Below are 26,142 nucleotides of genomic sequence, written 5' to 3'. Positions count from 1 at the left end.
GTTGCTAACATGAGTAAGCCAAAGATTGATAGGTGTAGAGAGTTACAATTTTCTGTCAGTGATCCACTATGATCCACCTTGATCCACGTCCGATTTTGTAAGTGGATCATACTCAAAGCCTTGCTCAGACTGACTTGATCCACGTGATCCACCTTGATCCACCTATTTTCCAAACTTTTCTGAAAAAATTTTGTGCAAACACAATCAACAGGACACAGCATCCCCGCGTGCAGATGCAAGACCAGCCGCCGCCGATTGCGTACAAAAACAGCGATCGCTGAAGGTTGCCGTAAATTATCCGCAATGCGATCGTGCTGTTCCCGATTGAGGCTTAATTCTTTAGTGCCGAGGGAAACGCTACAAGGAGCGATACAGTGTTCTGTGTTCGCGTTGCGGCGATTCGCTTTTGGTTCAGGTCTTTGAACTGAACCGTGGTTCAGAATCGTTTTCTTGGCTGTCTCCTGTCGGTTTGATTCAGTTCAAAGTTCTGAACCGTGGTTCTGAACCGTTGCCGAAATCGCTACGCTCCTCGCTAGTTGGTTGGTTCAACGGTTCAAAGGGTCGGTTCAACGGTTCAAGCTGCGATGGTGCGATCGCCCCTAACGCAATACGCTTTACATTCGTGTAACTAAAACCGGAACCCTTAAGGCTTCCTTAGCGTAAGTAAAGCGAATTTCATTGAACGACAAACCGATTAAGGGTTAAGGGCCGATAGGGAGTGTCAGCGGTCAGTCACTAAAAACAGCGACAATTTCAAACCACGCTAAAAACTAAGGGAAACATCTAATGTTTCCGAAAACTAAACCACGCGAAAATCTAAGGAAATATAATATATCTCCGAAAAGTAAACCACGCTAAAACAAGCTAATCCTTTTTCGGCAAGTTAACTTGTGACTGGTTTAATTCTTCCTAAAATTGCAGTGCCAGCAACGAAGTTACTTTCTTCGACATTAACCCCAAAGAAACCAAGCCCACTGCTCGTTACCCAGAAAAAACTCTGGTAAAGAATAAAGATAAAAACCTATTAGGTTTCGCCAGAAACGTCTAAGGATTTTAAACCACGCTAAAACAAGCTAATTCTTTTTCGGCAAGTATACTTGTGACTGGTTTAATTCTTCCCAATATCAACGTTTCTGCGTGGTTTATTTTTGCGCGAACCTTAAGGTTTCCCGTGTTTTTGAAGTGTTTAGCGTTAAGCAGTAGCCGACTGAATTTCAACTAATTTTTTCCACAGGAACCCTATAAGGTTCCATAAGATTTTGACTTAAAACGATTCCTGGTTAAGCCGCGTTTAGTCGAGAGTGCAGCAGGGCATTACCGCGTTGCATCCTCACGCAGACTGTACAGCAGTTCTTGCCACCATCAAATTTTTGCAACGGTAGAGCGTTAGTTGTGCGATTTTGGCGACCGCACAGAGTCAACCAAGTTTCCTGGTCAGCTTTTTCGCCGTCCATTAGATGCAGCACTCCATTTTCGCTAATCTGCCTTCCCAGTACTTCCATGCCAAATACACTCGCGTTTTAGCCTAGTGTATAAAGTTTGACAGAGTACCTGCAAGTTGTTGCAAAAATTTGCCGGACAACATATATGTTATCCGCCAGCGAATTTTGACGAAAATTTGCTGGACAACATATGTTATCCGGCTGCAAATTTTGACTTATGCACCACTCTTGCATCTCCAGTCGAGGGTTAAGGTTCGATTCCTAATTCTGTTGGGTATACAGCTAAAACTTCACACCCCTTAAGCCACAATTTGCAAATCAAATTACCATTTCACTAGAGTTTTGGATGTTTAAATCGCAAGCTTTAAGACAAAAACAAGCCACACGAAACGCAGACTTGCAGAATTATTGATATATAAGCGTTGTAGGCTTTAATCTACCGTATACCCTGGTTGGAATACAACTTCTTCGGCCCCACCAAGATTGCTGAATCTTTACGGGAAATCGCTTCTAAATTTGACGAAACAATCCAAGCAAACGCTGAGAAAGTTATCGCCAAGTATCAGCCCACAATGGATGCGGTAATTGCTAAGTACCGCCCCCGTTTGGATGGTAAGACTGTTGCCATCATGGTTGGTGGTCTACGTCCTCGCCACGTTGTCCCAGCTTTCCTAGACTTGGGCATGAAGATGATTGGTACAGGTTATGAGTTCGCTCATAATGACGATTACAAACGTACCACTCACTACATCGAAAACGGCACCATCGTTTATGACGACGTTACCGCTTACGAATTCGAGGAATTTATCAAAGCGCTGAAGCCTGACCTAGTTGCTTCTGGTGTGAAAGAGAAGTACGTCTTCCAAAAGATGGGTCTTCCTTTCCGTCAAATGCACTCTTGGGATTACTCCGAACCTAGCGATCGCTCCTCAACATCATATAATGTAAGGTTTTTTAGCGGCGAGAGAAAAAAGAGCCTATTTCTAGCCTAAATGCAAGTTGCAGGATTATTTAGGAACAATCTATTTCGATGCTTTAGGTAGTACAACTCTTATGGAGTCTGGTTTTTGGATTTTGCTTGCATTTTGCTTTAAGAAAAACTGTAAAAGAAAAGACTATTTTTAATGACGATTTTTTAGATTAAATGGTGCGATCGCCTAAATTCAACAGCAGATAACATCTGCATTCATACCAGGATCTTTTGTTCGTTTGATCCATAAAGTGTTAACCTGCTAAACTGAAGTAATTGGATGCACAAAAGACAGATAAATAACATCTGGAGGTTGTTTTGAGTATTATACAAACTGCCACTGAAAAAATGCGATCACTGCCGCCAGAGAAGCAACAAGAAGTCTTAGATTTTATTGAGTTTCTGCAAAGTCAGCTAGCACAAAAAAATACAAACATTGAACAAATTGAGCCTATTTCATTTTTGGAAGTAGCTCAACAATTTGCTGGTTGTGTTGATGGTGGCCCCGGTGATTTGGCGACTAACAAACAATATCTGGAAGGTTTAGGAACTGAATGAAGCAGCGAGTCATCATCGATACGGGGCCATTAGTAGCCTTTATTAATCGCAGAGAGCATCTTCATACTTGGGTAATTAATACCTTAGCTACAATTGAGCAGCCTTTACTCACTTGTGAACCTGTGATTGTAGAGACTTGTTTTTTATTGCGAAATATCTACGGTGGTCAGGATACGGTGATGTCTTTACTAGACGAGGGAAAGATATTAATTTCGATGTGTTTGAGTGAAGAAGCGGCAGTAATTAAAGAATTGCTACGACAATATCAATCAGTTCCAATGTCATTAGCAGATGCGTGTTTGGTGAGAATGACACAACTGTATCCTGAAAGTGAGTTGCTAACATTTGATAGCGATTTTAGAATTTATCGGAAGAATCGTAATCAATTAATTTCTGTGATTATGCCAGAGAATTTATAAGAACAGGGTTAAGAGCGATCGCTCCTCAACATCATATAATGCAAGGTTTTTTAGCAGTGAGAAAAAAAAGAGCCTATTTCTAGCCTAAATGCAAGTTGTAGGGTTATGTAAGAATAATCTGTTTTTATGCTTCAGACAATATAACTCTTATGCAGTCTGGTTTTTAGGATTTGCTTGCATTTTGCTCTAAGAAAAACTGTAATATAAAAGACTATTTTTAATGACGATTTTTTAGATTAAGTTATAGAGTTAGCGCAACCAGTGGTAGCACTCACATCAAATCCACCAAGCTTAACCAACAGCTTATGTACTCAAGTTGAAATCTGTATATATTTTTGTCAATAACTCTGCTCCGAGTTTAACTAAATGCTTGCAATAAGTGTAGTCAGGGGTAAGCTTGTGTTGCCCTACACGATACAAATTATGCTTATTTAAATAGGCATATAATTTATCATCCACAGGAAGGTAAATATAACCGTCTTCACCTAAGTCTATTGGCACACTTTTAACTTTAGTGGGTTTTGGAATTATAATCCCACCTTCATGAACTAGCTTATTACGAATATTGCGGATGTTTTCAAGTTCTTGCCATTGGCCATTATCAATTTTGTAGTTTGCTGCTTTATCTAAAAAATTAGAAGCTAGTTTAATTCCCTTATCAGGGGATGTCTTATCTTTAATAGAAATAGATATTTTAAGGTCAAGAATGTTACATAAACTAATTAGCTGAACTTCAATAAATGAGTACCAATTAGTAACAAAACTTGAGAATAGCAGTATAGGAAAATTACCCCCTGCTTCAATAAGTTCATTTTCATAAAAATCGTAGAAATCGGTTCTCTCCTCTTCATTCATATTTTTAGTTATTTCTTTCATATCTTCTTCGAGTTTTTTCTGGTTATCTTGTATTGCAGAATTCATTAAATCTAAATATCGTGACATTTGCTCTAATTCAGAAATAATAATTTGATAACTTAACTTTTTCCAGGATTCCATAACTTTTTAAGCTAGTAGACATCTCCGAAAACTGCCTAAGTATCTCTGTGACTAGCTTATAACGTGCGATCGCCAGTTTCTGAATCCAGCTAGTTTCGACGATAGAATAGAGGTTTGAGATGTTTGTTGTTAATAATCAGACAAAAAACGTGGTTATGTGCATTCATTTTCAACTCATGCGATCGCGTATTTTTCTACTGGTAATACAAGTGCCCCAATTCGTAGTCTTACTACTCCACAAATTGTCAAAATTACTTGTTCATACTTTTTAGGATTTAAGCGAAATCTTTCTTGAACAACTCGAAATATTTTTACAGAACGAATTCGATGTTCAACAAATACTCGCTTGCATGAAAACTCCTTATTTTCTTTTTTCTGGTCAATTGTTAACTTTCCATTTCTTGGTGTTTTAATCGGTGTGTCAATTAAATCTTCTCCAAGATATCCTAAATCTCCCTTAAATTTTTGTTTGGGGTCAAAGTTATCGCGGTTTTCAAGGGAACAAAGTTATATCACTTTTTGGTCCAGGTTCGCCAGCTATAACATCAACGATATCCTTGGCATCTGGCAAGATAATTATCTGACTTTTAAATGTATGTTTACATGTCTTGCCAGAGTAATATTTCTCTTGTTCTTTATTATCCCCAGGTCTTTCCCTCACTTGTTCATAGCTATCTACAATTAATTCATAATCTGTAAGTATTTCTTTAACTACCATTAAGTCAGATTCGTTTTTTTTTACTTGTTCAATTAAACTGGATGGTAGCACTTCTCTAAGTATTGGCAACCAATAGTTAAATGTATCATTTGCGGTAGACTCACTCACCCCAAACTGGATACCAAGAAGCTCAAATGTAGTCAGATGCCTGAGATAAACCAACGTTAAAATTATTTGTTCTTTCAGCGATAGTTTTGGTTTACGACCTCCACCACCAGCAATAATCCTAACTTTTTTGGATTCTAATAGCTCTTGTTTCTCATGATGTAATCGCTCCGCATTTTGAATTAATTGCTGTAACTGTTCATACTCCAGACCAATTAACCGCTTTGTTTTTTTAGGATTTTGTTCAATATGATTCAGTATGTCGCTCATGTTTCTGTGTCAAAAAAGCTATTTGATGTTCTTTTACCACAGAATGTTACTATTTTGGAGATGTCTAGTATAAAATATGATTATATATATTTTCCCTTGCTCTTGGCTTAAATTTCTAAATATTTAGTGTTTTTGAAATTAAATTCTTAAATCCATAGTCTATCTGTTAAATTAGACAAACTTAGCCTGTGATCGCTCAAACTCGATTAACACACAACTGCATATTTAGAGATTGTGTGTGAGATGCACAAAAAGTAGTCTGTTGTTGCGATCGCCCTGACTCGACAAGAAACTAGGCGATCGCATTAAACCGTCCAATCCTCAATTAACAATCCGGGTACTCTGCTGAAATCCCGATGATTGCGCGTTAATAAAACTACTTTACGAGAAAGTGCGATGCCGAATAGCCCGTCGTAGACATCGTAGTAATAAGAAGTAGACTGTTGTTGCGATCGCCTCGTTGCAGCACGATGTAAAGCTGTTCTAGACTTAGAAAGATGCTATGCAGTTTATAATCACCATGAGCTATCACGATATTATTACGATTGAACCGGATAAGCGAGGTGGTAAGCCTTGTATTAGACGGATGCGAATCACTGTGTACGATGTTCTAGGCTGGTTGGCAGCTGGTATGTCTCATGGAGAGATATTAGACGACTTCCCTGAATTAACAGAAGAAGATATTAGGGCAAGTCTAGAGTTTGCTGCTGACCGTGAACATCGTTTAGTTGCCTCTCTACCAAACGTTACGCGGACAGCAGGTGGTCTTTGAAGCTGCTTTTTGATCAAAATTTGAGTCGCAAGCTGGTAACTCAATTAGCAGACGTTTTCCCTGATTCCAGTCATGTTCAGTTTCATGGGCTGGAAGTGAAGACTGATACTGAAATATGGGAATTTGCTAAAACCAATGACTTTTGCATCGTAACTCAAGATGTAGACTTTGCCGAAAGAAGCCGTTTGTACGGTTCTCCACCTAAAGTTGTATGGCTACGCTGCGGAAATGCACCAACAAAACAAGTTGAATCTCTACTTCGTTCTGGGGTGGAGATAATTCAGGAGCTGTTGAATAATCCAAGTCTGCATTGCTTAGAATTGTACTAAAGCTTTGCGGGGGATTGTCTGTGAGATGCACAGAAAGTAAAGCGTTGTAGACATCGCAGTAAAAGGAGTAGACTGTTGTTGCGATCGCCCCAGTTCGACAACACGCCACTGTATATTCATAACTGGTTGAAGTTAAGCGATCGCCTTTAACTCAGGAATATGTTCAGTTTCGTAGTTTTCAATTAAAACACCGATAACTTCCATTAGAGACGCGACTGGATGCGTCTCATCTTCACCAACTTGATCGATGAGAAAATCAAGGATCTCAACCAAGCGTTCATATTCCTCTTCTGTGTGAGGAACAAAGACGTTTTCGGCAATGAATGACCAAGCAGCAATGGTTTGATCTAAGTTTAGGCTTTGCATTATTCCTTCCACTTTCCTTCATCATATTCTGAATGCGTTAACACAGCCCGAATGTAGACTTTTTGGCGGTTGTAATGAATTGCGGCAATGAGTCTAACTTTGTTACCACCAATGTTAAACACTGTCAATTTACCCACTTGATCTGCCGATGGAAACATTTCACGGAGTTCCACAAATGAGGCAAACTCATTTCCCTTGACCAATCCATACCACTGAACCAAGGCGTTATTTGTATCTGGATGAAGTTTAGCAAATTCATTCAGCCGTTTACGAGTAATAACGTGCATCTCAAAACTCTAATGTCTTAATAACTCTGTTATCCCTATAAATCACCTGCTAATCTTATATTTTAATCAACCTAATACACTTGAGGGACAAAAAATTGCTCATTGCGGGGGGCGCGAACATAATCCTCAGCCATAGGTCTAGATGGAAGCTCTAAGGGAGGAGGTGTCATATCTTCGTAAGGAACTTTGCTCAACAAATGATGAATGCAGTTGAGCCTCGCCCGTCTTTTATTATCTGCTTCAATGGTAAACCAGGGAGCTTCTGGAATATTCGTATAAGCAAACATGGTATCTTTTGCTTTGGAATATTCTACCCAGCGATCGCGTGATTCCAAATCCATTGGACTGAGTTTCCAGCGCCTTGCTGGATCGTGACTGCGAGAAAGAAAGCGTTTTTCTTGTTCGTCATCGCTGACGGAGAACCAGTACTTGATTAAAACAATGCCCGATCGCACCAGCATTCGTTCAAATTCCGGGCAAGATTGCATGAATTCTTGATATTCTGCTTCGGTGCAAAAACCCATCACCTGTTCAACTCCGGCTCGGTTGTACCAACTGCGATCGAACAGGACAATTTCGCCTGCTGTCGGAAGATGTTGCACGTAGCGCTGAAAATACCATTGAGTTTTCTCGCGATCGGAAGGAGTTCCCAGGGCAACTACACGACAGCCACGAGGATTGAGTGGATCGGCAATGCGTTTAATTACTCCTCCTTTCCCTGCTGCATCGCGCCCTTCAAATATGACAACAACCCGATAGCCAGTGTGCTTAATCCAGTATTGCATTTTAACTAGCTCAATCTGGAGTTGCTTTAGTTCAGTTTCAAAAGTCTTTTTGGGAATTTTCTTAGCAAAAACTTCTGTGCTACCATCGAAAATTCGTTTGGATTTTTTAGGTTTTTTCTTGTCTTTTGGCTTTAGTAGGTTTTCTATTAAGTCTGTAGCTGGTTGAGCTAGATCATTATTTTGCTGATTTTTCACTTCATCAATTGACATTGCAGTGACCCCATGCCATTGAATCGGCATAATTAGAGTTTATCTATCAAGTATATATTTTAATGCGGACTGAGTGTAAATATACACATTTGAAAGTATTCTTACACCAAAGATGTAAAATCAACAAGCTCACGATTAACGTCAGTGGCAGTGAAACATACAAGTAATCAACTTTTTGCTAACTTTCTTTCTTATACAGATTGGGTTAGGTGCGATCGCAAACATTTTGTCACAATTAAATTTATCAATATACGATCTAACCCAACCTCAATCTTTAATAACTAAATCATTGCGGATTCATCCGAATCAAGTCTGTTAAGATACTATCCAAGCTACCGTTAACTTGAATGCGATCGATCTTCTCTGCAATCCGCTCTAATACTTCGAGTTCCTTCAGACGCAATGCCACGGGGTTATCCTCCATCACTTTGGCAGTGTTTAGCATACTGCGGGTAGCAGCAGTTTCTTCTCTACGTCTAACTACGTTTGCTTGAGCGGCTTTTTCTGCCTCAACTACTTTGCTCAAGATAGTCTTAATCTCACCAGGTAAAATAATATCTTTGACACCTACAGAATCTACTTCAATTCCATAGTCTGCGGCTTTCTGGCGAATGTATTCAGATATACTTCTATCAATTGCACCTTTATCTTCTAATAAAGCATCTAAGTTGCGTTCGCCAACTGCACCACGCAAAGCAAACTGTAATTCTTTGTATAAGAAGCCGGAAATATCTGACAATCCGTTTTTTGCCCTCAATGGGTCTTGGATGCGGAAGCCTGCGGTCAAATTTAACCGCAGAGGTACTTTATCTTTAGAGAGGATATCTTGACCGGATACTTCCATATTTTGGAGTCGCAGGTCGATGGTTTCGGTTTGAAAAGAGCGGCCAAATAACCACCAAGCATGTACTCCTGGCGATCGCAGTCCTTGAAACTCTTGATTAATGTATACTAGTCCAACGTGTTGTGCAGGCACTTGGCAAATATGCAAACAGTTGCGACTGAGCAATTTTACTTCTGTTGAACCTTCAACTAACTCAGCCACTAAGCTAGGCTGTAACTGAGCATCAGCGCTGATGTCGAGAATTTCCACTTCAACACCCTGCCAAAATAACTTGCGACTTGTGGGTGGCAAAATAGAAATCACTTTACCTCGATAGCGCACAATTGCTACTTGCGAAGTCAGCAATTGCACTGTTTGACAGTAGGCAGCAATAAAATCGGGATGTTTTTCAATGAGTACATCTTCTAGGGGAAAGTCTGGATTAGGGATAATCCGGCTGAGAATTCGGACTGTAACATCTCTATCTACCGACCAAAAAGCATACTCTCCTGGTTCTAGAGGTCGCACAAAATTGTTTTGCAGATATAGTAAACCAATCTCAGACTCTGAGATTTGGAACTTCTTCACTCCATTCAACGAAACTGAGCGCAATTGCTGTACAAAGGAACTAGGTAATTCTAAGCTTTCTTCTAAGTTGAATATATGAGACTCTACTTCAATAAAACCACGCCAAAAAGCAATCAATTTATTTGGTGCAACGCTTACCCAATTTTGACCGTAGCGGACTAATGCAACTTGATTGAATGCGGTTCTGATAATCAATAAATGTTCTTGTAGTTCGGCTTCGTGATTTCGCAACAACAGTTCTAGGTTCTCAATCTGAGCTAGTGGCTGGTTGAGGTCATGAATTTTTACTTGCCAATGCCGACCTAAATATGTATGTGTACCGGGTTGCAAAATTTTCTTAAAGTCACTGCGGTGATATAAGATGCCGATTTCGTTAGGTTTGATATAAAACGTTTCCCACATAGTAATTTGCATAAATAATTTGTGTGATAGCTTAAGTAAACTAGGCGATGCCTGCGGCGGGCGTAGCCATCGCAACTAGCTAAAAAGATTAGAACAACACATTTATAACCTTGCTTGAACTCAAATACCACCGATGTCTCACGGCTTAACTACTGGAGTAGACAGAATTCATTTTGAGGTTCTTAGGCTTTACAACCCTTTAAACAAAAGCTAAAAGATTAGTTTTAGCAGCTTGTACTACTATATACTACAAAAAATTTGTTTACTCTGCCAGTGCAGGTTTTTACAGTTCCGGTGCGGGCAAAAGCTTCTCCAAAGCTGGATTAAGATTGTTGTTACTTTTCTCAAATTGCTCAATGGCAATCTAAAAAAAGAGAACCGCGCTCAAATATGCCGTTCGCTTTGCCAATCCAGAATTCTCAAAGGAAAACCAGATGTAGGAAAAGGAAGGAACATACTCAAGTTAGGGAGAGATACAGTTCGTTTGTAATAAATTGACTGAAAAAATTTCTGTAAATCAATATTGACTATTACATTTGCACCAACATGGGGTTTAGCATTGGTGACTATGGAACGATTTTTAGAAAAGCCGTGTGCTGCATTATGAACTTCTAATTTCTCTAAAATATTCTCTAAAATCCACCTTTGAGCAGCTTTAAGTTCGGGCTTTGGTGCAGAAATCATTCTTTCTCCACCTGTCTTTTTTGAAATTTTGAAAGGGAGGTAATGTCTAGTTAGGGATGTAATAGTTGTTAAAAAGCGCAGTTTCTCCAGGCTTATCCCCATTGCAAAGGCTATTTCTTCGGCAGTATTATATTCAGCTAAATTATGCGATCGCAAAAGTGCTAAATTATCAGTCCACAAGCTTTCTAGATTACTTTCAGTCGCTAATGGGGTAGTGCTTAGATTTTTGCTGTACATACTACAAAAGATTTTTTGACTCTGCAAGTGCAAGTGTTTACAGTTTAGGTGTGGGCAAAAGCTTCTCCAAAGCTGGATTAAGATTGCTGTTACTTTTCCCAAACTGCTCAATGACAATCTAGAAAAAGAACCGCGCTCAAATATACCGTTCAATTTACCAATCTAGAATCCTAAAGGAAAACTAGATGTAGAAAACGAAGGGACATACTCAAGTTAGAGAGAAATGCAGTTACGCTTACTCCTTGACTGTGGCTAGCGAACATCACCCTTACGAGTAAATGACCGACAGCAAAACACTTACACCGCAGAGTTGAGAAAATGAGGGGTCTCGAATCTGTTAAGATCCGTACCATATTGGCTACCTTGGAAGGGTATTGTCTTTTGACCCGGACAGGGTTGGGTGAAAGTATAGGAATCGAACCTACAACACATCGATTATGAGTCGATTGCTCTACCAGTGAGCTAACTTCCTGGGGTTTGATACAGGACTCGAACCTGTGACTAATCGATTATGAGTCGATCGCTCTGCCAACTGAGCTAATCAAACGATGGTATAGTTTAAAGCACTCTGCGGCATACGCTCATACTAAAGATTGGCGCACCAGTTAGGCATATAAAACCTAAACTATAGCTTTGTAACCTTATTACTATCCCGCTCCAAATTTAGCATATAGAAATTGTGAGGTGCTACAACTACGCCCATCGTAAATATCGCCTCAATTCATTCTTGTACCCGGATTTCTCACGCATAGTGTAGGCTTCAGGGGAAGAGGAGTGTGGGGAGTGTGGGGAGTGTGGGGAGTGTGGGGGGTAAGACTTCTTCCCCATCCTCCCACACCTCCCACACCCCTTGGATTTCTCACTTGTGAGAAATCCAGGTTGTAGCTCAGTCTGGAAAAGCTAGACCAGTCATGGGGTCACGGATATACAGCCCTAGCGTAAGACTACGCATTGCTTCATCCCAAACGGGTATTAATTGTTCTGCTTGGTCTGCCCAATAATCGAATGTAATTAAGCATTGAACATTTGACCCCAAACCAATGCAAGTCCGTGAAAAAGCTTCCCGTGGTTCTTCTTGAACATCAATGAACTTCATCTCTGTCCAGACAATTCTGGCAGTTTGACGCTTGAGGGTAATAATTTCTCCCTTGGCAATGATGTTGCGGCTGTCGTCTTCCAGAACTTTCTTCAACGTGGATTTTAGCGGAAACTGGCTCCAGTCATTGGGTGGCAGACGATTGAAAGATACTTCTAGGCAGCAATCATCGTTGGGTGGTTTTTTATCCATGAACTTAAAGGATTTCTCTTGTGGCTCAAAAACCCAATCCTGGGGAACATTGAAACGAACAGCGCCTCTATCTGCTACAAAGATTTTGTAGCCTGATGGAGATTCCCAGCGATGGTCAGGTTTTAGTTCAAGCGTTTCTTTAATCCACTGGAGATTGCTTTTCTTACGCTTTGCCATAGTGTTTTTGTTATCTCTGCTAAAGAGGGCGTCACCAAACAGCCCGCACTTCTCTACGAGACGCTGCGCGAACGATAAAGTTTAGTGACCGTCGTAGACATCGCCCTTTTTGTTAATGTTATCAAATTGCTAGGATTTTGAATAACTCTTATATTAAATAAATAAAATTTTAGAGATTTTATATCAAGGAATCCAAGGTAACTGTAACGTTGTGATTAAAGTTTCAGCTTTTAGCATTAAAATCTTAGCAGCAGTATTCATGATTATGGATCATGTGTGCTATTTGCTAATGCCAGAGTTGGTAATCTTGCACTTGTTGGGGCGATTGAGCTTTCCCCTCTTTGCATGGCTTCTGGCTGAAGGCGAAAAACATACCCATAATGTACACCGTTATGGAAGGAGACTATTAATTGCAGCAATAATATCTCAGCCAATCTATAGTATTGTTTTCCAGAGCTTATCACTTAATATTCTATTCACGCTTCTTCTGGGACTTGTGATGTTGCGCTTAGTAAAGCGTTACTCACAATTATGGCAGCAATTAATAATTGTCGGCTTGTGTGCAGTAGTTGCCGAGAGTTTGGGCGCTGAATATGGAACTTATGGGATTGGAGTAATTTTCTTGATGTCCCTAATAGACAAACTGAAGCCCAGAATATGGTTGCTCTACTGGTGCATCTTTCACTTTTTTATTTTAATAATCCTATCTATGCTTAATATCTTTCAAGGTTGGGCAATTTTTGCAGGACTCATTGTTTTTCAATTCAATGGTAAACAAGGTTCACGAGCTAGATGGTTTTATTTGTTTTACCCGGCTCATTTAATAATTTTAGGTATAATCAATTATTTAATCCAGTCCAGGTAAGATTGACTGACTATATTGCCCTACGGATAACCTCAAAACAATTGGCTTCACGAATTGAGGCAAAGCATCCCCTAACTAAACGGCGATCGCAAATAAAATAAATTTTTCTTGAACCTAGTATCCGACCCTTTAAAATCAATAAGGGCTGGCGGTAAAGCGCATAATAATTTTGCTAACATCCATGTCATCAGGTTGTTCGATTGCATCTGCGATCGCTCAAGCAATAGCCTCTGGTGGAATATAAATCTGGCAGAAATCCTGCATCTCACGATGTGCCTCACTATCCGAAATACTATCGGCCAGTTTTAAACAAAGTTGAGCAATTGAGCAATTGAGCAATTGTATTTTTATTGCTAAAAAAGTCTAAAATGCAGATACATTTATCTATATAGATAGATAATATATAGCCACATATCTTTCTTTAGGAAGATATGTTATTCAAAACAAAACTTTTATTAAACTATAAATTTGAAAAAAATAGTGGATATACATTTCCTTCAATGATATTCATCAGATAAATCTTCTAACCCTTAGTCTTTTGTTAACGTTTACCAGTTATGATGCCATAGTGAATGATAATAATTCGGATTTGGATATCTAGAGATAATTGTGTCATCCACAGGAAAAATGCTCTAGATTTATTCCCTAAGCTGCAAAATTGTCGCCGAAAGCAACTACTAAATAGCTAAATCTTTAAGGTAATAAGCATGAGTTATACTATCGATTCCGCACGCAATATTTTCTCTAGTACTCAAGTGGCAGATGCTGTTCCAGCTACTACAGCAATGTTTGCTAAACTCAACATTGAGGATCAACTAGCATTTCTTTGGTATGCCTACGCTGAAATCGGTCGTACAATTACTCCAGCTGCTCCCGGAAAAGCAAATCTCCAATTAATGGAAGGTATATTCAACGATATTAAGCGGATGTCTCATGAAGAGCAAACGCAATTAATGAGTGATTTAGCGAGTAATGCTGATACTCCTATTAGCCGTTCTTATGCATACTTTGGTGTCAACGCCAAGCTGGGATTCTGGTGGCAGTTAGGAGAGTGGATGAAAGAGGGTATCGTTGCTCCTATGCCAGTTGGCTATCAAATGTCAACTGAAGTTAAAACAGTGCTACAAGCTGTTCAGAGAATCGATCAGAGTCAGCAAATTACTGTACTACGCAATACTGTAGTAAATATGGGCTTCGATCCGTCTGTGGCTGATAACAAACAGGCAGAAGTCATAAACTTTAAGTTTCCACGTGCATCTCTAAGTCCCCAATTTACTATTGAGGGAGTTACAGAACCGACAGTGCTGAAATACATTGAAGCGATGAATGTAGATAACTTTGAAGCTGCTGTTGCTTTATTTGCTAACAATGGTGCGCTGCAACCACCATTCCAAAAACCAATTGTTGGTCGAGAAGCGATCGCTTCCTATCTACGAGATGAGGGACAAGGGTTAGTGATGAAGCCAACCAAAGGCGTTTCGGAAACCATAGAAGATGGTTATACACAGCATAAAATTACTGGTACGGTCGAAACTCCTTGGTTTGGGGGTAATGTTGGGATGAATATTGCTTGGCGATTTTTACTCGATCCTCAAGGTCAAATTTACTTCGTGGCTATTGATTTACTTGCTTCTCCTAAAGAACTGCTTAACCTAACTCGCAAGTAAAATTTCTTTGTCTGAATACAAAAGCTGATGTGTTGATTGCTGGGGCTGGCAATCAATATACAGCGCTGAAAGCACAAATTCCTTTTTTGGATATTAACCATGAACGTCATCATGCTTACGCTGGTTATGCAGGGTTAGTGGAAATGGCACGGGAATTGTATGAAGCCGTGTATAGTCCTGTGTGGGAACAAGTGAGAAAACCTGCCCCTTGGGATGAAAAATTAGCTGTGGGGTATAAAAGAGCTAGTGGGTTGCGTTGCGCGACTTTTATCTAGTAGTAGATACCCATTAGTAGGGGCAATTTATGAATTGCCCCTACCTGAAAACCTGAAAACTAGGGTCTTGGTTATTGTTTGCGTAATATCATTTTCGGGTTATTATTACTTGTAATAAAATTTATCAATGTAGGTTGGGTTAAACAAAGTGAAACCCAATCCAAGCTTAAATCCCTTGTTTACATCTACTCTAGCTATTTTAAAGTTAGATCCCCAACTTCTTTGATAAATCGGGGATCTGAAAAACGCGAATTTTCACAAATCATGTAAGATTGCTATAGTATCAATAGTCTCTTACCAGTCAATTCCTTTCTAAATTAAGTTTAAGTGCCAAGTCAAATAATCTATCAATGTTTTGATTTGCTTGATCTAAACCAAGTTCATCTAAATATAGGTCAATAGACATGGGTAGATCACTTGCATAACGATTTGTTTCTGTCCAGTAAGTAATTGTTTTTACAGTCCGAAAGTCTGGATCGCAGTTTAGATACATTCTACCTATACCTGCTTTTTTATTGAAGCGTAGGCGGCTTTTGGGGATTGGTAGCCATAAGTAACATTGTAAATGATTGAGTTGCTCAAGCTTGGTAGACGCAATAAACTTTAACTGACAGCAAGGCTTGGTTCTACCACGTCCATAAAATATACTCTTGATTTCCTTAATTTCTCTGATACGTTGATCGTAACATAGCATTTTTTCTCTCAGCCTCAAAACCTCTGTTTTGGTTACAGGAGCAAGTTTATCCAAGAAATTTACTAACATTCTTGGTGGTAATTCAACCGGATTTGCAGGCATCAATAATTCTTGAGTCTCTTGAATCTCAAGAAAAGGAATTGGTTTGGATACAATAATTTCTTTACGTCCTTCCAGATATAAATGTAAATAAAAATTATTGGTATGACTGATAATTGAAAATCGGATAAATTCAAATTGCAACAAATTGTAGCGACGGTCAATAAAATTATGTTTATGAAAATCGGGAGCAATTGCAATTAAACGAATGGGCAGGCTATAGTCTATCAATTCTTTTAAAGGTTGCTCTAAGCTGAGACTGTGATAGTAGCGAGTGAGTTGATGGATAATATAGCGATCCTCGCAATTTTTGAGTTCTAATACAGCCAATTGATTGTTTTTTGTTTTAGCAAGAATATCACAGTACTCTCCCTTAATGCTAAATTGACGTTTAAGGGGAATCAAATCTAAAGCACTTTCTAGGCAATCCCAGATAAAATCTTCTAGCAGATATTCTTGTGCAAACATCCAACCTTGTTCAGTTTTCCTCAGCACACTCTTCAATCCTCTGAATCACTTTCATTTTCAATAAGTTCCATTCCCATTGCAATTGGATCAAAATTTTTACTAAATTTAGTTTTATGATTGTAGTAAGAATATTTCATATTCACACCAGTAAGTAATTCTATATCTCGTAAGTCAGCATCTGAAAAATCTGCTCCTTGTGAGTCAAAATGCTGAAGTTTAGCTTTATTAAAATTGCTGGCACAAAAATTGGCTTGCAAAAATTTACCAGTTAAATAAGATGAACTAAAATTAGCTCTTGTAAAGTTGGATGCTGTAAAATCGTTGTGATAATTTTCAAGAGATATATTTTGAAGTTTCGCCTGTATAAAATCAGAACCTCGACAAGAGGAGCGACGTAAATTTGCTCCTCTTAAATCTGAATTGTTAAAGTTACATTGATCTAGCCTAGATGTAGATAGATCAGCTCCTTGTATATTACAATTACTAAGATCAGATCCAGTTAAATCAACTTTTATCTCTACTGATCGAGCAAGTATAATAGCTGTGAGATTAGAACCCTTAAGAATAATTTCGCGTAAATCAAGATATTTAATCTCTTTATCAATGACATTGACCGTCACTCCACGTAAGTCTGAACCAGAAAAATTACGATGTCCTTCTGCATAAAATCTGAGCAAAGCTTCAAGTGTTCTGACTGGTCGTGCAGGTTGCTGCTCTGAAAGCATGATAATAGGAGTAAGTTCTTCTGTCATAAATCTTAAATTGATTGCCCCTGTTATTTAGATAGCTATTCATTTAATGAGTGCAGTACGATACTTCTCGCATAGCACAATGCATTATATGGATTTTTATTCATATAATCCAGATAACTTCTCGTTTATAACTGATAAGTTTTAAACAGTCGAGTACATTGTCCTCATGATGAACTATCACAGAAGCTTGATCCCAGTAGATATGGTTGTGAGTCAACTTTCCGTCTCTAAATCGAACGATCGCAACTAGAGGTACTTCAACACGTTTACCAGTAGGAGCAATACCGGGGAACACTCTTTTTTTCAATTCTTTTCTTTGCGGTCGCACAACCATCACAACGATCAAAACTAGCCATTGCACCTTAAAAATATAGATAAAGTCAAATTTAGTTAGCAAAAGCAGCTTTTACTTTCTCAAACCCCAGTTTGCTTTCTCATTTCGGTGTTTTCCGCAAGCAAAAGCAGCTTTTACTTTCTCAAACCCCAGTTTGCTTTCTCATTTTGGTGTTTTCCGCAAGCAAAAGCAGCTTTTACTTTCTCAAACCCTGGTTTGCTTTCTCATTTTGGTGTTTTCCGCAAGCAAAAGCAGCTTTTACTTTCTCAAACCCCAGTTTGCTTTCTCATTTAAGTAGTTCGCGCAATCTGCTGTAATTATTTCTGTGTAGCAAAAAGCATTGCAGATTTGCCGGAATTCTCTCAGGCTGATCTATAGGTCAATTTTTTAAGGTAAAGAATATTAACCGTACTGTATTAGAAGGTGTAGATCGTGGCTCGGAGAAAAAGAACTTCCTCAGTGTTAGAAAGAGCAGTGCGCCGTGCGGCTAGCATAAACTCTATAGATCCAAGTTTAGATTTAGGCAATGGACTCACCTTACCTGCCTTCTCAACCCTGATCGAAACGATGCGAACTAAAGAAAATGCATATAACAGTGCGCTTTCCAGCTTAGATAGATTGTATCGCGAAATGCTGGAAACAGAAGACGAGTTGGGAGATATGACAGAACACATGCTAATGGCAGTTGGAACTCGATATGGTAAAAGCAGTGTAGAGTACGGTATGGCGGGAGGAGTTCCTAAGACCCAGCGTCGTAAGGGACTACGAGGCGAGTCACCAACTCCCAGTAATGAGCAACCTTCATTCGTTGCCAGTGTAGAGGGCAAGAATGGAAAAAAACCAGCAGCTACAACTTAGGATGCGCGTTATTACTCAAAATTCAGAATTAGGTTTGGGGAAAAGGTTAAAGGGGAAGGGGAAAAGGTTTTTTCTTTCCCTTTTCTCGTTCCCCAAAACCCGACAAGTATTAGCTGCAACCGAACTCTGAGATGCGATCGCACCTCAGATTTTCCATCAGGTACACTTTTATAGAGACTTTATCCGTTCTACGCCACCCCATATTTCAAAGAATCGTTTAGTTTCAGCTTCTATTTCTGAAATTGTTCTTGTTTTTCCATTCCCAGAACCCGGAAAAACAATATAAACGATATCCTTGGCAATTCCTCGCCTGGCTCTTGATTGTACTAATGGATCGTTTCCAACAGCCTGAGACAAAGCTATTGAACCCTCTCCAATCTGGTGTTTAGGCCCAACATCAGCATAAATTGCAAAAGCGAGTTTTTCATTGTTAGTGTTGTAAACAACTGCAAAATCTCCTAATTTAACGCCTGTAGCCTTTCTAAAATCACCATTTCCCGGAAGAACAATATACGGAATCTTTGTTGAATCAACATAGCGACGTGGATCTTGTTTAACAAATCCAGAGTCGAATAATGCAGTTGTAGAAATATAGTATCCAGGATATGGATCGGTACTGCCTTGAATAAATGGATTGCCGTTTTTATCTACAGCTAGTGCCCACCAGTTATCTGAATACCCAGCATTTGCCAAAAAATCAATCCCTTTATCTGCGGGGTGATAAGCATTAGGCGCACCATCAGCATTAATGCTCATACCTGCTTCATAGAAAAATGCAGATTCTCCATTTGCCTGAAGAATAGGAATTTCACCAATTTTAAGAACTGTCTCGATCGAAAACTTTTTGACTGGACTCAGGAATTTTTGAGCAACAAAACCTTCTAAAGTTTTTCCTTCAATAATAGTTGCCACCTTCCACCACTTGTCATGATCCGAATTTTTTATTTTAGATACAATATATCCTTTTGGAAGAGATGCTAATTGATTAGCTTCATCAACAATCGGTGCTGAACGTATATTCAAACTATCTGATGTTACTTGAAATTGCTGCATAAATTGCTCCAAAATTAAAACTTGAACTCATGAAACTACATTAAAAAACTAAATTTTGTGCTGATGCTATTGCTAATATCTAGAACATCTCAAACTCTGATTTTTTGTGTCGCGCCAGCTGCGACAATTGGGAGTCAGACAAGTTGGGTGGGTAATGCCTGATTTCCCTGTGGGGAAACAAGGCGAATACAAGAGAAGAAACCCCCGCAACGCACCCTAAATCTAAATGTCACTTACTAAATCGCTGGATTTAGATCCCTGACTTCTTACAGACACCCGGAGGGTAGAAGTTGGAAATCTGGGCAGCAATTTTTGCTTAAGAAAGTACCATTTCACCCGAAAGCCGCCTTTAACTTGACAAAAAAATTTCAACAAACGTGAGTATGCGAACATCTTGGGAACTATAGAAGCAAATCAGCACAACTTTCAGCTTCCAGTAATGAAGACTCACTATCTCAGCAAAGCTAAGGCGTTCCCATTACAGATTGTTCTTATTGTTCCCTTCCTTATCCAAATTTTTGCAGCGGTCAGCTTGGTAGGTTATTTGTCTTTTAAAAATGGACAAAGAGCAGTTAACGACCTAGCCGAACAGTTGATAGATCGTACCAGCGATGTAGTGGACGAACACCTGAAGTCTTATCTTTCCATTCCGCAAACACTTAATCAGATCAACGCAGATGCTATTCACAGGGGACTATTGGATGTGAACGATCGCCAAACCCTTGGCAAGTATTTCTGGGATCAGATGCAGGCTAATGACCTAACTTATATTGGTATTGGACTAACAACGGGTGAGGGGCTAGGAGTTGCTCGTTATGATGGCAAAACCATTACTATTGATGATTGGACTGCCAAGCTTCCCAATAATACTTTCACTTATGCCACAGATAATCAAGGTAATCGAACTCAAATAAATACTCGATGGACTTGGAACAATTTTACTGAATCTTGGTATACCCAACCCATCGCTGCTGGTAAACCTATTTGGACAAAGATTGTGACTGCAAATTTGCCAACGGTGCCTTACATCAGCGCCTCTGCTAGTCGTCCGATCTATGATTCGCAAAATCGCTTATTAGGAATGATTGCAACAGACATTCACCTATTGAAACTCAGCCATTTTTTACGCAGTTTGAATATTAGTAAGTCTGGGCAGGTGTTCCTTTTGGAGCGGGATGGCAAATTAATTGCCAGTTCTGCTAAAGAGAAGCCTTTTGTCGTGGTCAATCAAGAGATCCGGCGATTGCACGCGATCGATAGTTCTAACCCAATCATCCAGAACGTTGCCAGACATTTCCAAACCTCTGGGTTTGGCTCTATCACCCAAGACACAGATTTTCAACTTGAGATGGAAGGAAAACGGCATTTTGTCCATGTTTTACCTTGGCGTGACAAATATGGCTTGGATTGGCTGATGGTAGTGAGTGTGCCAGAAAACGCATTCATGGCACAAATTAACGCCAACACGCGCACCACGATCGCTCTTTGTTTGGGCGCATTAGTCGTTGCCTCTGTGATGGGCGTGTTTACCTCCCATTGGATTGTCCGCCCAATTCTGCACTTGAATTGGGCAAGTGAGGCAATGGCATCTGGCAATTTAAATCAGACGGTAGAAACTAGCGGTATTCGAGAACTAAATACCCTATCTAACTCTTTCAACCACATGGCAGAGCAATTGCATGAATCCTTTACTGCTTTAGAGAAAAGCAAAGAAGAACTAGAAGAACGGGTAGAAGAACGCACCACTGAACTGAAAAATACATTAGGGGAATTGCAGCGTACTCAATCTCAAATTGTTCAAAGTGAAAAAATGTCTAGTCTGGGACAACTAGTGGCTGGAGTCGCACACGAAATTAATAATCCAGTTAACTTTATTCATGGCAACCTCGCTCATGTGCAGGAATATACTCAGGATTTATTAGCACTGATGCAGTTGTATCAGCAATATAATCCCTACCCTGCTGCTGAAATTCAAACCTTTGCTGAAGACATCGATCTAGAGTTCTTGCAGGAAGACTTGCCAAAAATGTTGTCTTCGATGAGAGTAGGCACCGATCGCATTCGTCAAATTGTTCTGTCGCTGCGGAATTTCTCTCGCATTGATGAGGCGGAATTTAAAGGTGTCGATATTCATGAAGGCATCGACAGCACTTTGATGATTTTGCAGCACCGCCTGAAAGCTAAACCAGAACAACCTGAAATTGAGGTGATTAAAGACTATGGCACTGTACCCCTAGTAGAATGCTATGCCGGACAACTCAATCAGGTATTTATGAATATTTTAGTAAATGCGATTGATGCGTTAGAAGAAAATAATACTAAGCTTACCTATCAGGAAATTAAGGAAAATCCCAGTCAAATTAAGATTCGCACATCGGTAGTTAATTTAATGTGGTTGGAAGTGGCGATCGCTGATAATGGAGTTGGTATTTCTCAAGAATTTCAGCAGCGAATATTCGATCCCTTTTTCACCACCAAACCCGTTGGCAAAGGAACCGGAATGGGTATGTCCATCAGCTACCAAATCGTCACAGAAAAACATAGCGGTAAACTGGAGTGTTTCTCAACTCCTGGAAAAGGAACCAAGTTTATCATTCAGATTCCTCTGGGACTAAGGAATGATTGAACTATGAATTATGGCTGAGGCTTGGGGGAACAGGAAGATGTAGAGAGTTTTGAATTATACAGCAGATTTCAAGTTGAGGAGGGTGTACTTCATTGACTTGTAAAGTGCTGTTAGTAACAATACCTTTGCTAATTTCCGAACGCTTGAACAATGATTTGCTGTTTAGAGCGATCGCTCGCAATTTTTGATAATACACCAATCGCTTTTGTCACTTCGCTTCTATAGTCGGTCAAGGGATATCAGAGAATATGTCTATTATGAAGTTATTTGGTTGGTAATAGAATATACGATGAAGTTTTTTTATTGGTAAGAGAATATACAAGTTTTGGGCGCCAACAGATTATACAGTTGAACAGATAGTTAAAATCAGTAGTTCTGTTTGTTAAAAAATCTATGCAGATAAATCAGTTGATTGAAACCTACGATCGGGGATCGGTAGATTATGACGCAATTATGAAGCGTTACTGGCACATTGAGCGCGAACCATTAATTGCTTCCTTGCAGCTAAAATCAGGACAAACTGCCCTAGATGCTGCGGTAGGAACTGGTCTCAATCTTCCAGCCTATCCTGAAGGTGTACGTGTCGTCGGTGTCGATCTGTCTGAGAAGATGATGGATGAAGCACGTAAAAAGCGCGTATCCGCAGACATCACCTTCAAGGTATCGGATCTCTGCAATCTTGATTTTCCTGATAATAGTTTTGATGCAGCAGCATCGGGATTTACCCTCTGTGTCGTTAGCGATCCAGTCCGCGCCCTAGCAGAGATCCTGCGAGTTACTAAGCCTGGTGCCTTTATTGCCATTCTCGATTACTGCAAATCACAAGATCCAGAGATTCAAAAATGGCAAGAGTTAATAGCTGATAGTAGTTCACAGCTAGGTTTTCCCACTGGCAAAATTAAGTGGGATGCATTGATGGATTATGACGAATTGATTTACAACAGTAAGCTTCTCATTGAAGTGCTGGCGGACAATCGCATCGAAAGTCCAAACCCGTTTTTATGTGGTTGTCAATTCCTGCTTAAAAACTCAAAAGGTTAAAAGCAATAGGATCGCACTCTTGTTCAATGAGTGCGATCGCAGTATGTGCGTTATTACTCAAGATTTTGTCAAGTAGAAAGAAAAGCGATCGCTACAAAATGAAGATTTACTTTGTGTAACGATGATTACGCAATGGTTAGAGCAACGCTTAACGCAGCAATATATCTGGTGCATTACGGCTAATCTCGACTTTCTCAAACTCTCAAATACTTGTATAACCGTAACACACTCTACTTAATATTTACTCAATCAATAGACTATCATCAATCCAAGAAACATAAGTACAATAAGTATCAGATTGAGCAAAACTAAGCTAACTATCAACCAAATGTTAATTGTAACATTTGTTGACCTCAAGTATAGCACAGTAGCTCTATTAATAATTCCTACAATTATTGATGTATAAAACAAACAAGCAGCTACTTTTCCAAAAATGTAAGAAAAACCATCTCCTCGCCGATTGATTGGTGTTGTTATATGCTCATAATACAGCACAATAGCTAAGGTTCCAAAAAAAATAGTATAAGCTATTAGCCACTTTTTGTTAGGCATAATCTGAGCAATAGCAAAGGGAATAGCCAAGAACAATAGAAATAATAAAATAAGAGTATCAATCATTTATAAAATTCTTGTATTTTAGAATATTTGATTTTTTTTTACTTCCATAATATTTATTAAAATTAAAAATTGTGTTAGCACATAGAACTATATAAATACACTTAACTTAGCCTATTGTTGACTAAATCAAGATTCAGTTATCTTTAGATTTTATTTACGAATTACCTCTGAAATTGTGGTGCGTTACACTTGATAAAAAGACACCACAATCTACATCATTTAGTTTGATAATTGATTTTGAAACAGTTCTATAACATGTTGCCAAGCATTAGGAGCAGCTTCAGGATTATAACTTGGGTGTTGTTCCATAAATGGGTACTTGTCTTTGAAAAATCCAGCAAAGAATCCATGTCCGGCATCGTATCGAAATACACGATGATTTATGTGATGTTTCTTTAATTCTGCCTCAATTTGCTCGTTTTCTTCCTGTGAAACTAATGTATCTCTTGTACCAAAAAATGCATAAATAGTACCTTGGATTTCCGAGGTGCGATTAATAGTTGGAGTCTCTTCACCATAACTAGCAGTGGTAATCCCGCCACCATAAAACGAAGCTGTGGCTTTAATATCGGGTAAAGTCGCAGCCATATAAGCAACATGACCGCCAAAACAGAAACCAATCACACCAATTGCATTATTTTTGACATTGGGTAAAGTTTTGAGGTAAGTAATGGTAGCTTGAATATCGCTGAATATCTCCTGATACTTCACTTGTTGATAATATTCCAAACCCAACCGATAGCTTTCTGGACTAAACCCAATATCTTCAGGGCTAAAGTCAGCCTCAAAACCAGGAGCAATACGTTGATACATCGCCGGGGCGATCGCTATATAACCTTGTTTAGCGATTAGTTCGGTGATATCTCGAATATTACTATTGATTCCAAAAATTTCTGGAAAGACGATAATCGCGCCAAAGGTTCCATTTTGTGCTGGTTGAGCTAAGTAAGCATCGATTTCTAAGCCATTGTTAGGTACTTTGACATAGGAAGTGTGAATTTCAAGGTTCCTTGTTTCTACCATCTTTGTTTTGGCTGGTTTTATACTAACTCATCTATTTTGACTGTTTTTTGGTACCAATGGGCGATGTTTACAACGAGCAAAAACACTAAGAATATTGCTCTACTCACTAGATATGATATTTTCAGAAATTAAATATGTGTTATCCAGAACCTTTACTGGGGGATAGTCCTGCTACCTGTATCTATGCAAATCAGATGAATTTCTAACTTTTGAATAAATGGCATCTCAAACTTCTGGATGATACTAAAGGTTTTTGATTTGTGCGACCTTACATAGAGCAAGCATAAAGACTCAAAATTAATAACCACAAGAAAAACAATGCCAGATCAAAGTTTTAGAACAAATATTCCAGAAGTTGACCCAACAGAGATTGAAGATAATCGAACTGCGATCGCTGATGAACATCACTCCTTTCTTGAAAAGGTTATGGTTAGAAGCGGATTTGCAGATTTGTATGATGCAAGAGACTTTACCGAAGTTGTGTATCGCGTTATGCGTGACTTAATGACCGCCGACACAATCGATCGCGTCGAGTCAGAATTGCATACAGAGGCAGTGCCTACAGATGAAAAAGCACTCCAGTTTGAAGTGGCTGAACTCTGGAAAGACACCAATCCCATTGTGAGATTTTTAAGTAAAATCCGTCAACCTTTAAAAGGCCCAGCTCCTATTGGTATTGATTCCAAACTATTTCTAACGCGGGTTGCGAATGAAGGAGGGGTTCCAGGCTCAGTCGAGGCAGAACAGGCAGTTAAAGCAGTGTTTTCTGCTACCAAAGACGAACTTTCCCCAGAGCGGATTCAGGAAATTGCTGGCGCACTGCCTGATTATGTACGTGAGCTTTGGGAACAAGCTTAATTAGAAGTATAAAAAAGTTAAGTCTGTTTGCGGGTAGCGATCGCAAACAGACTTTTTCAATAGGTTTAGCCTACAGCAAATTCTGTATACTGTCTTACATGAGGTGCGTGATATGCGATCGCAATATCCTGCTTAGGTACTCCCTCGCTCACAAGTTGATCTGCGATGTCTACGACGGGCTACGCCTACGCATCCTCCGTTCCGTCATGCTGTACCCAAATCTTCCCATCCTTGATATCTATATGCAGCACAAAGATTCAACGCCGCAAAAAATCGTCCAGTTGCAGTAATATATGGTTCTATTAGCAGTGGTACACAATGGCGATTCCTGAAGCTGGAGGATAATCTTGTCACCATCGACTTGACAGATTATCCCCTTCCACCTGTGGAACAAATTCTCGGATTTTTAGTTTGGATGGTTCAAAACAGTTGATAGATGCGTAGGCATCGCATTGCAGCACGATATCACTTCACAAGCAAATCTG

At 39.4% G+C, this 26,142-nt stretch carries 29 protein-coding genes, 2 tRNA genes and 4 pseudogenes; 15 read left to right on the top strand and 20 right to left on the bottom strand.

Translation table 11 applies throughout. The annotated features are described in order from the left end of the window. Positions 1 to 190: 190 nt before the first annotated feature. The gene (locus tag V7K84_RS29715) at positions 191 to 328 is read left to right on the top strand and encodes a hypothetical protein (RefSeq protein WP_334843517.1); all 138 of its coding nucleotides are present in this window, start codon (positions 191 to 193) and stop codon (positions 326 to 328) included. 78 nt (positions 329 to 406) lie between these two features. Beyond that, entirely contained in the window at positions 407 to 628 is a 222-nt protein-coding gene (locus V7K84_RS29710; protein WP_334843515.1) for a hypothetical protein, read from the top strand. 652 nt (positions 629 to 1,280) lie between these two features. On the opposite strand, the gene V7K84_RS29705 is transcribed toward V7K84_RS29710, so the two are convergent. Further along, positions 1,281 to 1,502 carry a hypothetical protein gene (locus V7K84_RS29705; protein ID WP_334843513.1) on the bottom strand — a complete coding sequence of 74 codons (222 nt, stop codon included), beginning with the start codon at positions 1,500 to 1,502 and terminating at the stop codon, positions 1,281 to 1,283. 377 nt (positions 1,503 to 1,879) lie between these two features. Here V7K84_RS29705 and V7K84_RS29700 point away from each other — a divergent pair. From V7K84_RS29700 to V7K84_RS29690, 3 genes and pseudogenes are all read left to right on the top strand, one after another. Next, positions 1,880 to 2,434 (top strand): annotated as a pseudogene (locus V7K84_RS29700) (nitrogenase component 1); the annotation flags it as partial. 296 nt (positions 2,435 to 2,730) lie between these two features. Next, a complete protein-coding gene (locus V7K84_RS29695) occupies positions 2,731 to 2,970 on the top strand; it encodes a DUF2281 domain-containing protein (protein WP_334843510.1) in 240 nt (79 codons plus the stop codon). Beyond that, complete coding sequence (locus V7K84_RS29690; RefSeq protein ID WP_334843508.1) at positions 2,967 to 3,389, top strand: type II toxin-antitoxin system VapC family toxin; 423 nt, start codon at positions 2,967 to 2,969, stop codon at positions 3,387 to 3,389. Before V7K84_RS29695 ends, V7K84_RS29690 begins: the two co-directional genes overlap by 4 nt. Positions 3,390 to 3,692: 303 nt before the next feature. Here V7K84_RS29690 and V7K84_RS29685 read toward each other — a convergent pair whose 3' ends face one another. The 3 genes from V7K84_RS29685 to V7K84_RS29675 form a co-directional block, all read right to left on the bottom strand. After that, entirely contained in the window at positions 3,693 to 4,385 is a 693-nt protein-coding gene (locus tag V7K84_RS29685; RefSeq protein WP_334843506.1) for a hypothetical protein, read from the bottom strand. Between the two features lie 174 nt (positions 4,386 to 4,559). Beyond that, positions 4,560 to 4,811, bottom strand: a complete 252-nt coding sequence (locus tag V7K84_RS29680; RefSeq protein ID WP_334843773.1) for a transposase family protein — start codon at positions 4,809 to 4,811, stop codon at positions 4,560 to 4,562. Between the two features lie 67 nt (positions 4,812 to 4,878). Then, positions 4,879 to 5,478: a transposase family protein gene (locus tag V7K84_RS29675; RefSeq protein ID WP_334843504.1), complete on the bottom strand. Its 600-nt coding sequence runs from the start codon at positions 5,476 to 5,478 to the stop codon at positions 4,879 to 4,881. A gap of 520 nt (positions 5,479 to 5,998) precedes the next feature. Here V7K84_RS29675 and V7K84_RS29670 point away from each other — a divergent pair. Then, positions 5,999 to 6,250: a DUF433 domain-containing protein gene (locus tag V7K84_RS29670; RefSeq protein ID WP_194041277.1), complete on the top strand. Its 252-nt coding sequence runs from the start codon at positions 5,999 to 6,001 to the stop codon at positions 6,248 to 6,250. Further along, positions 6,247 to 6,579: a DUF5615 family PIN-like protein gene (locus tag V7K84_RS29665; RefSeq protein WP_334843502.1), complete on the top strand. Its 333-nt coding sequence runs from the start codon at positions 6,247 to 6,249 to the stop codon at positions 6,577 to 6,579. Before V7K84_RS29670 ends, V7K84_RS29665 begins: the two co-directional genes overlap by 4 nt. On the opposite strand, the gene V7K84_RS29660 is transcribed toward V7K84_RS29665, so the two are convergent. The 9 genes from V7K84_RS29660 to V7K84_RS29620 form a co-directional block, all read right to left on the bottom strand. Continuing rightward, positions 6,565 to 6,699, bottom strand: a complete 135-nt coding sequence (locus V7K84_RS29660; RefSeq protein WP_334843500.1) for a hypothetical protein — start codon at positions 6,697 to 6,699, stop codon at positions 6,565 to 6,567. The genes V7K84_RS29665 and V7K84_RS29660 overlap by 15 nt on opposite strands. Before the next feature lie 12 nt (positions 6,700 to 6,711). Then, positions 6,712 to 6,945: a hypothetical protein gene (locus tag V7K84_RS29655; RefSeq protein WP_334843498.1), complete on the bottom strand. Its 234-nt coding sequence runs from the start codon at positions 6,943 to 6,945 to the stop codon at positions 6,712 to 6,714. Continuing rightward, a complete protein-coding gene (locus V7K84_RS29650) occupies positions 6,945 to 7,232 on the bottom strand; it encodes a type II toxin-antitoxin system HigB family toxin (protein ID WP_334843497.1) in 288 nt (95 codons plus the stop codon). Before V7K84_RS29650 ends, V7K84_RS29655 begins: the two co-directional genes overlap by 1 nt. A 71-nt stretch (positions 7,233 to 7,303) precedes the next feature. Beyond that, positions 7,304 to 8,227 (bottom strand): polyphosphate kinase 2, encoded by a 924-nt coding sequence (gene ppk2, locus V7K84_RS29645; protein ID WP_334843496.1) that lies wholly within the window; start codon positions 8,225 to 8,227, stop codon positions 7,304 to 7,306. Between the two features lie 286 nt (positions 8,228 to 8,513). Next, positions 8,514 to 10,040 (bottom strand): slipin family protein, encoded by a 1,527-nt coding sequence (locus tag V7K84_RS29640; RefSeq protein ID WP_334843770.1) that lies wholly within the window; start codon positions 10,038 to 10,040, stop codon positions 8,514 to 8,516. Positions 10,041 to 10,424: 384 nt separating this feature from the next. Continuing rightward, entirely contained in the window at positions 10,425 to 10,961 is a 537-nt protein-coding gene (locus V7K84_RS29635) for a reverse transcriptase domain-containing protein (RefSeq protein WP_334843493.1), read from the bottom strand. Between the two features lie 397 nt (positions 10,962 to 11,358). Next, positions 11,359 to 11,433, bottom strand: a tRNA-Met gene (locus tag V7K84_RS29630). After that, positions 11,433 to 11,508: transfer RNA gene (locus V7K84_RS29625), tRNA-Met, on the bottom strand. The genes V7K84_RS29630 and V7K84_RS29625 overlap by 1 nt, the downstream gene beginning before the upstream one ends. A gap of 339 nt (positions 11,509 to 11,847) precedes the next feature. Next, positions 11,848 to 12,426: a hypothetical protein gene (locus V7K84_RS29620; RefSeq protein WP_334843492.1), complete on the bottom strand. Its 579-nt coding sequence runs from the start codon at positions 12,424 to 12,426 to the stop codon at positions 11,848 to 11,850. A 211-nt stretch (positions 12,427 to 12,637) separates the two neighbouring features. On the opposite strand from V7K84_RS29620, the gene V7K84_RS29615 reads away from it, so the two are divergent. The 3 genes and pseudogenes from V7K84_RS29615 to V7K84_RS29605 all read left to right on the top strand — a co-directional run. Beyond that, complete coding sequence (locus tag V7K84_RS29615; RefSeq protein ID WP_334843490.1) at positions 12,638 to 13,291, top strand: TraX family protein; 654 nt, start codon at positions 12,638 to 12,640, stop codon at positions 13,289 to 13,291. A 707-nt stretch (positions 13,292 to 13,998) separates the two neighbouring features. After that, entirely contained in the window at positions 13,999 to 14,958 is a 960-nt protein-coding gene (locus V7K84_RS29610; RefSeq protein ID WP_334843488.1) for an orange carotenoid protein N-terminal domain-containing protein, read from the top strand. A gap of 5 nt (positions 14,959 to 14,963) precedes the next feature. Next, positions 14,964 to 15,233 (top strand): annotated as a pseudogene (locus V7K84_RS29605) (hypothetical protein); the annotation flags it as partial. Positions 15,234 to 15,534: 301 nt separating this feature from the next. Here the strand turns inward: V7K84_RS29605 and V7K84_RS29600 are convergent. The 3 genes from V7K84_RS29600 to V7K84_RS29590 form a co-directional block, all read right to left on the bottom strand. Further along, on the bottom strand, positions 15,535 to 16,521 hold the full coding sequence (locus tag V7K84_RS29600) for a recombinase RecB (RefSeq protein ID WP_334843486.1): 987 nt from the start codon (positions 16,519 to 16,521) through the stop codon (positions 15,535 to 15,537). A gap of 5 nt (positions 16,522 to 16,526) precedes the next feature. Continuing rightward, positions 16,527 to 17,246, bottom strand: a complete 720-nt coding sequence (locus tag V7K84_RS29595) for a pentapeptide repeat-containing protein (protein WP_334843485.1) — start codon at positions 17,244 to 17,246, stop codon at positions 16,527 to 16,529. Positions 17,247 to 17,346: 100 nt separating this feature from the next. Continuing rightward, on the bottom strand, positions 17,347 to 17,643 hold the full coding sequence (locus V7K84_RS29590) for a hypothetical protein (RefSeq protein WP_334843483.1): 297 nt from the start codon (positions 17,641 to 17,643) through the stop codon (positions 17,347 to 17,349). A 369-nt stretch (positions 17,644 to 18,012) separates the two neighbouring features. Between V7K84_RS29590 and V7K84_RS29585 the strand changes: the two genes are divergently transcribed. After that, positions 18,013 to 18,438, top strand: a complete 426-nt coding sequence (locus V7K84_RS29585) for a hypothetical protein (RefSeq protein WP_334843481.1) — start codon at positions 18,013 to 18,015, stop codon at positions 18,436 to 18,438. Between the two features lie 168 nt (positions 18,439 to 18,606). Here the strand turns inward: V7K84_RS29585 and V7K84_RS29580 are convergent, their stop codons facing one another. After that, on the bottom strand, positions 18,607 to 19,491 hold the full coding sequence (locus V7K84_RS29580; RefSeq protein WP_334843480.1) for a glycoside hydrolase family 75 protein: 885 nt from the start codon (positions 19,489 to 19,491) through the stop codon (positions 18,607 to 18,609). A gap of 439 nt (positions 19,492 to 19,930) precedes the next feature. Between V7K84_RS29580 and V7K84_RS29575 the strand changes: the two genes are divergently transcribed. Together V7K84_RS29575 and V7K84_RS29570 are read left to right on the top strand one after the other, a co-directional pair. Continuing rightward, positions 19,931 to 22,117, top strand: a complete 2,187-nt coding sequence (locus V7K84_RS29575; protein WP_334843768.1) for an ATP-binding protein — start codon at positions 19,931 to 19,933, stop codon at positions 22,115 to 22,117. Positions 22,118 to 22,510: 393 nt separating this feature from the next. After that, positions 22,511 to 23,158, top strand: a complete 648-nt coding sequence (locus V7K84_RS29570) for a class I SAM-dependent methyltransferase (protein WP_334843478.1) — start codon at positions 22,511 to 22,513, stop codon at positions 23,156 to 23,158. A gap of 249 nt (positions 23,159 to 23,407) precedes the next feature. On the opposite strand, the gene V7K84_RS29565 is transcribed toward V7K84_RS29570, so the two are convergent. Both V7K84_RS29565 and V7K84_RS29560 read right to left on the bottom strand, forming a co-directional pair. Next, positions 23,408 to 23,776 carry a hypothetical protein gene (locus V7K84_RS29565; protein ID WP_334843476.1) on the bottom strand — a complete coding sequence of 123 codons (369 nt, stop codon included), beginning with the start codon at positions 23,774 to 23,776 and terminating at the stop codon, positions 23,408 to 23,410. 219 nt (positions 23,777 to 23,995) lie between these two features. Further along, positions 23,996 to 24,799: a dienelactone hydrolase family protein gene (locus V7K84_RS29560; RefSeq protein WP_334843474.1), complete on the bottom strand. Its 804-nt coding sequence runs from the start codon at positions 24,797 to 24,799 to the stop codon at positions 23,996 to 23,998. 318 nt (positions 24,800 to 25,117) lie between these two features. Here V7K84_RS29560 and V7K84_RS29555 point away from each other — a divergent pair, with 318 nt between their 5' ends. Then, positions 25,118 to 25,657, top strand: coding sequence for a DUF2267 domain-containing protein (locus V7K84_RS29555; RefSeq protein ID WP_334843472.1), 540 nt, complete (start codon positions 25,118 to 25,120; stop codon positions 25,655 to 25,657). A gap of 65 nt (positions 25,658 to 25,722) precedes the next feature. On the opposite strand, the pseudogene V7K84_RS29550 reads toward V7K84_RS29555, so the two are convergent. Next, positions 25,723 to 25,908: pseudogene (locus V7K84_RS29550) on the bottom strand (element excision factor XisI family protein); the annotation flags it as partial. On the opposite strand from V7K84_RS29550, the pseudogene V7K84_RS29545 reads away from it, so the two are divergent. Beyond that, a pseudogene (locus V7K84_RS29545) lies at positions 25,896 to 26,090 on the top strand (hypothetical protein); the annotation flags it as partial. The pseudogenes V7K84_RS29550 and V7K84_RS29545 overlap by 13 nt on opposite strands. Positions 26,091 to 26,142 lie beyond the last annotated feature (52 nt).

Source organism: Nostoc sp., assembly GCF_036917315.1.
Classification (GTDB): Bacteria; Cyanobacteriota; Cyanobacteriia; order Cyanobacteriales; family Nostocaceae; genus Nostoc.
This window is presented reverse-complemented; position numbering and strand designations above follow the sequence as displayed.

Bases quoted from the DNA above. Each gene is read 5' to 3' on its own strand.
- V7K84_RS29705 (WP_334843513.1), bottom strand. From the start codon at position 1,502: ATGGAAGTACTGGGAAGGCAGATTAGCGAAAATGGAGTGCTGCATCTA.
- V7K84_RS29690 (WP_334843508.1), top strand. From the start codon at position 2,967: ATGAAGCAGCGAGTCATCATCGATACGGGGCCATTAGTAGCCTTTATT.
- V7K84_RS29685 (WP_334843506.1), bottom strand. From the start codon at position 4,385: ATGGAATCCTGGAAAAAGTTAAGTTATCAAATTATTATTTCTGAATTA.
- V7K84_RS29675 (WP_334843504.1), bottom strand. From the start codon at position 5,478: ATGAGCGACATACTGAATCATATTGAACAAAATCCTAAAAAAACAAAG.
- V7K84_RS29670 (WP_194041277.1), top strand. From the start codon at position 5,999: ATGAGCTATCACGATATTATTACGATTGAACCGGATAAGCGAGGTGGT.
- V7K84_RS29660 (WP_334843500.1), bottom strand. From the start codon at position 6,699: ATGAATATACAGTGGCGTGTTGTCGAACTGGGGCGATCGCAACAACAG.
- V7K84_RS29655 (WP_334843498.1), bottom strand. From the start codon at position 6,945: ATGCAAAGCCTAAACTTAGATCAAACCATTGCTGCTTGGTCATTCATT.
- V7K84_RS29650 (WP_334843497.1), bottom strand. From the start codon at position 7,232: ATGCACGTTATTACTCGTAAACGGCTGAATGAATTTGCTAAACTTCAT.
- ppk2 (WP_334843496.1), bottom strand. From the start codon at position 8,227: ATGTCAATTGATGAAGTGAAAAATCAGCAAAATAATGATCTAGCTCAA.
- V7K84_RS29640 (WP_334843770.1), bottom strand. From the start codon at position 10,040: ATGTGGGAAACGTTTTATATCAAACCTAACGAAATCGGCATCTTATAT.
- V7K84_RS29635 (WP_334843493.1), bottom strand. From the start codon at position 10,961: ATGTACAGCAAAAATCTAAGCACTACCCCATTAGCGACTGAAAGTAAT.
- V7K84_RS29620 (WP_334843492.1), bottom strand. From the start codon at position 12,426: ATGGCAAAGCGTAAGAAAAGCAATCTCCAGTGGATTAAAGAAACGCTT.
- V7K84_RS29610 (WP_334843488.1), top strand. From the start codon at position 13,999: ATGAGTTATACTATCGATTCCGCACGCAATATTTTCTCTAGTACTCAA.
- V7K84_RS29595 (WP_334843485.1), bottom strand. From the start codon at position 17,246: ATGACAGAAGAACTTACTCCTATTATCATGCTTTCAGAGCAGCAACCT.
- V7K84_RS29580 (WP_334843480.1), bottom strand. From the start codon at position 19,491: ATGCAGCAATTTCAAGTAACATCAGATAGTTTGAATATACGTTCAGCA.
- V7K84_RS29575 (WP_334843768.1), top strand. From the start codon at position 19,931: ATGAAGACTCACTATCTCAGCAAAGCTAAGGCGTTCCCATTACAGATT.
- V7K84_RS29570 (WP_334843478.1), top strand. From the start codon at position 22,511: ATGCAGATAAATCAGTTGATTGAAACCTACGATCGGGGATCGGTAGAT.
- V7K84_RS29565 (WP_334843476.1), bottom strand. From the start codon at position 23,776: ATGATTGATACTCTTATTTTATTATTTCTATTGTTCTTGGCTATTCCC.
- V7K84_RS29560 (WP_334843474.1), bottom strand. From the start codon at position 24,799: ATGGTAGAAACAAGGAACCTTGAAATTCACACTTCCTATGTCAAAGTA.
- V7K84_RS29555 (WP_334843472.1), top strand. From the start codon at position 25,118: ATGCCAGATCAAAGTTTTAGAACAAATATTCCAGAAGTTGACCCAACA.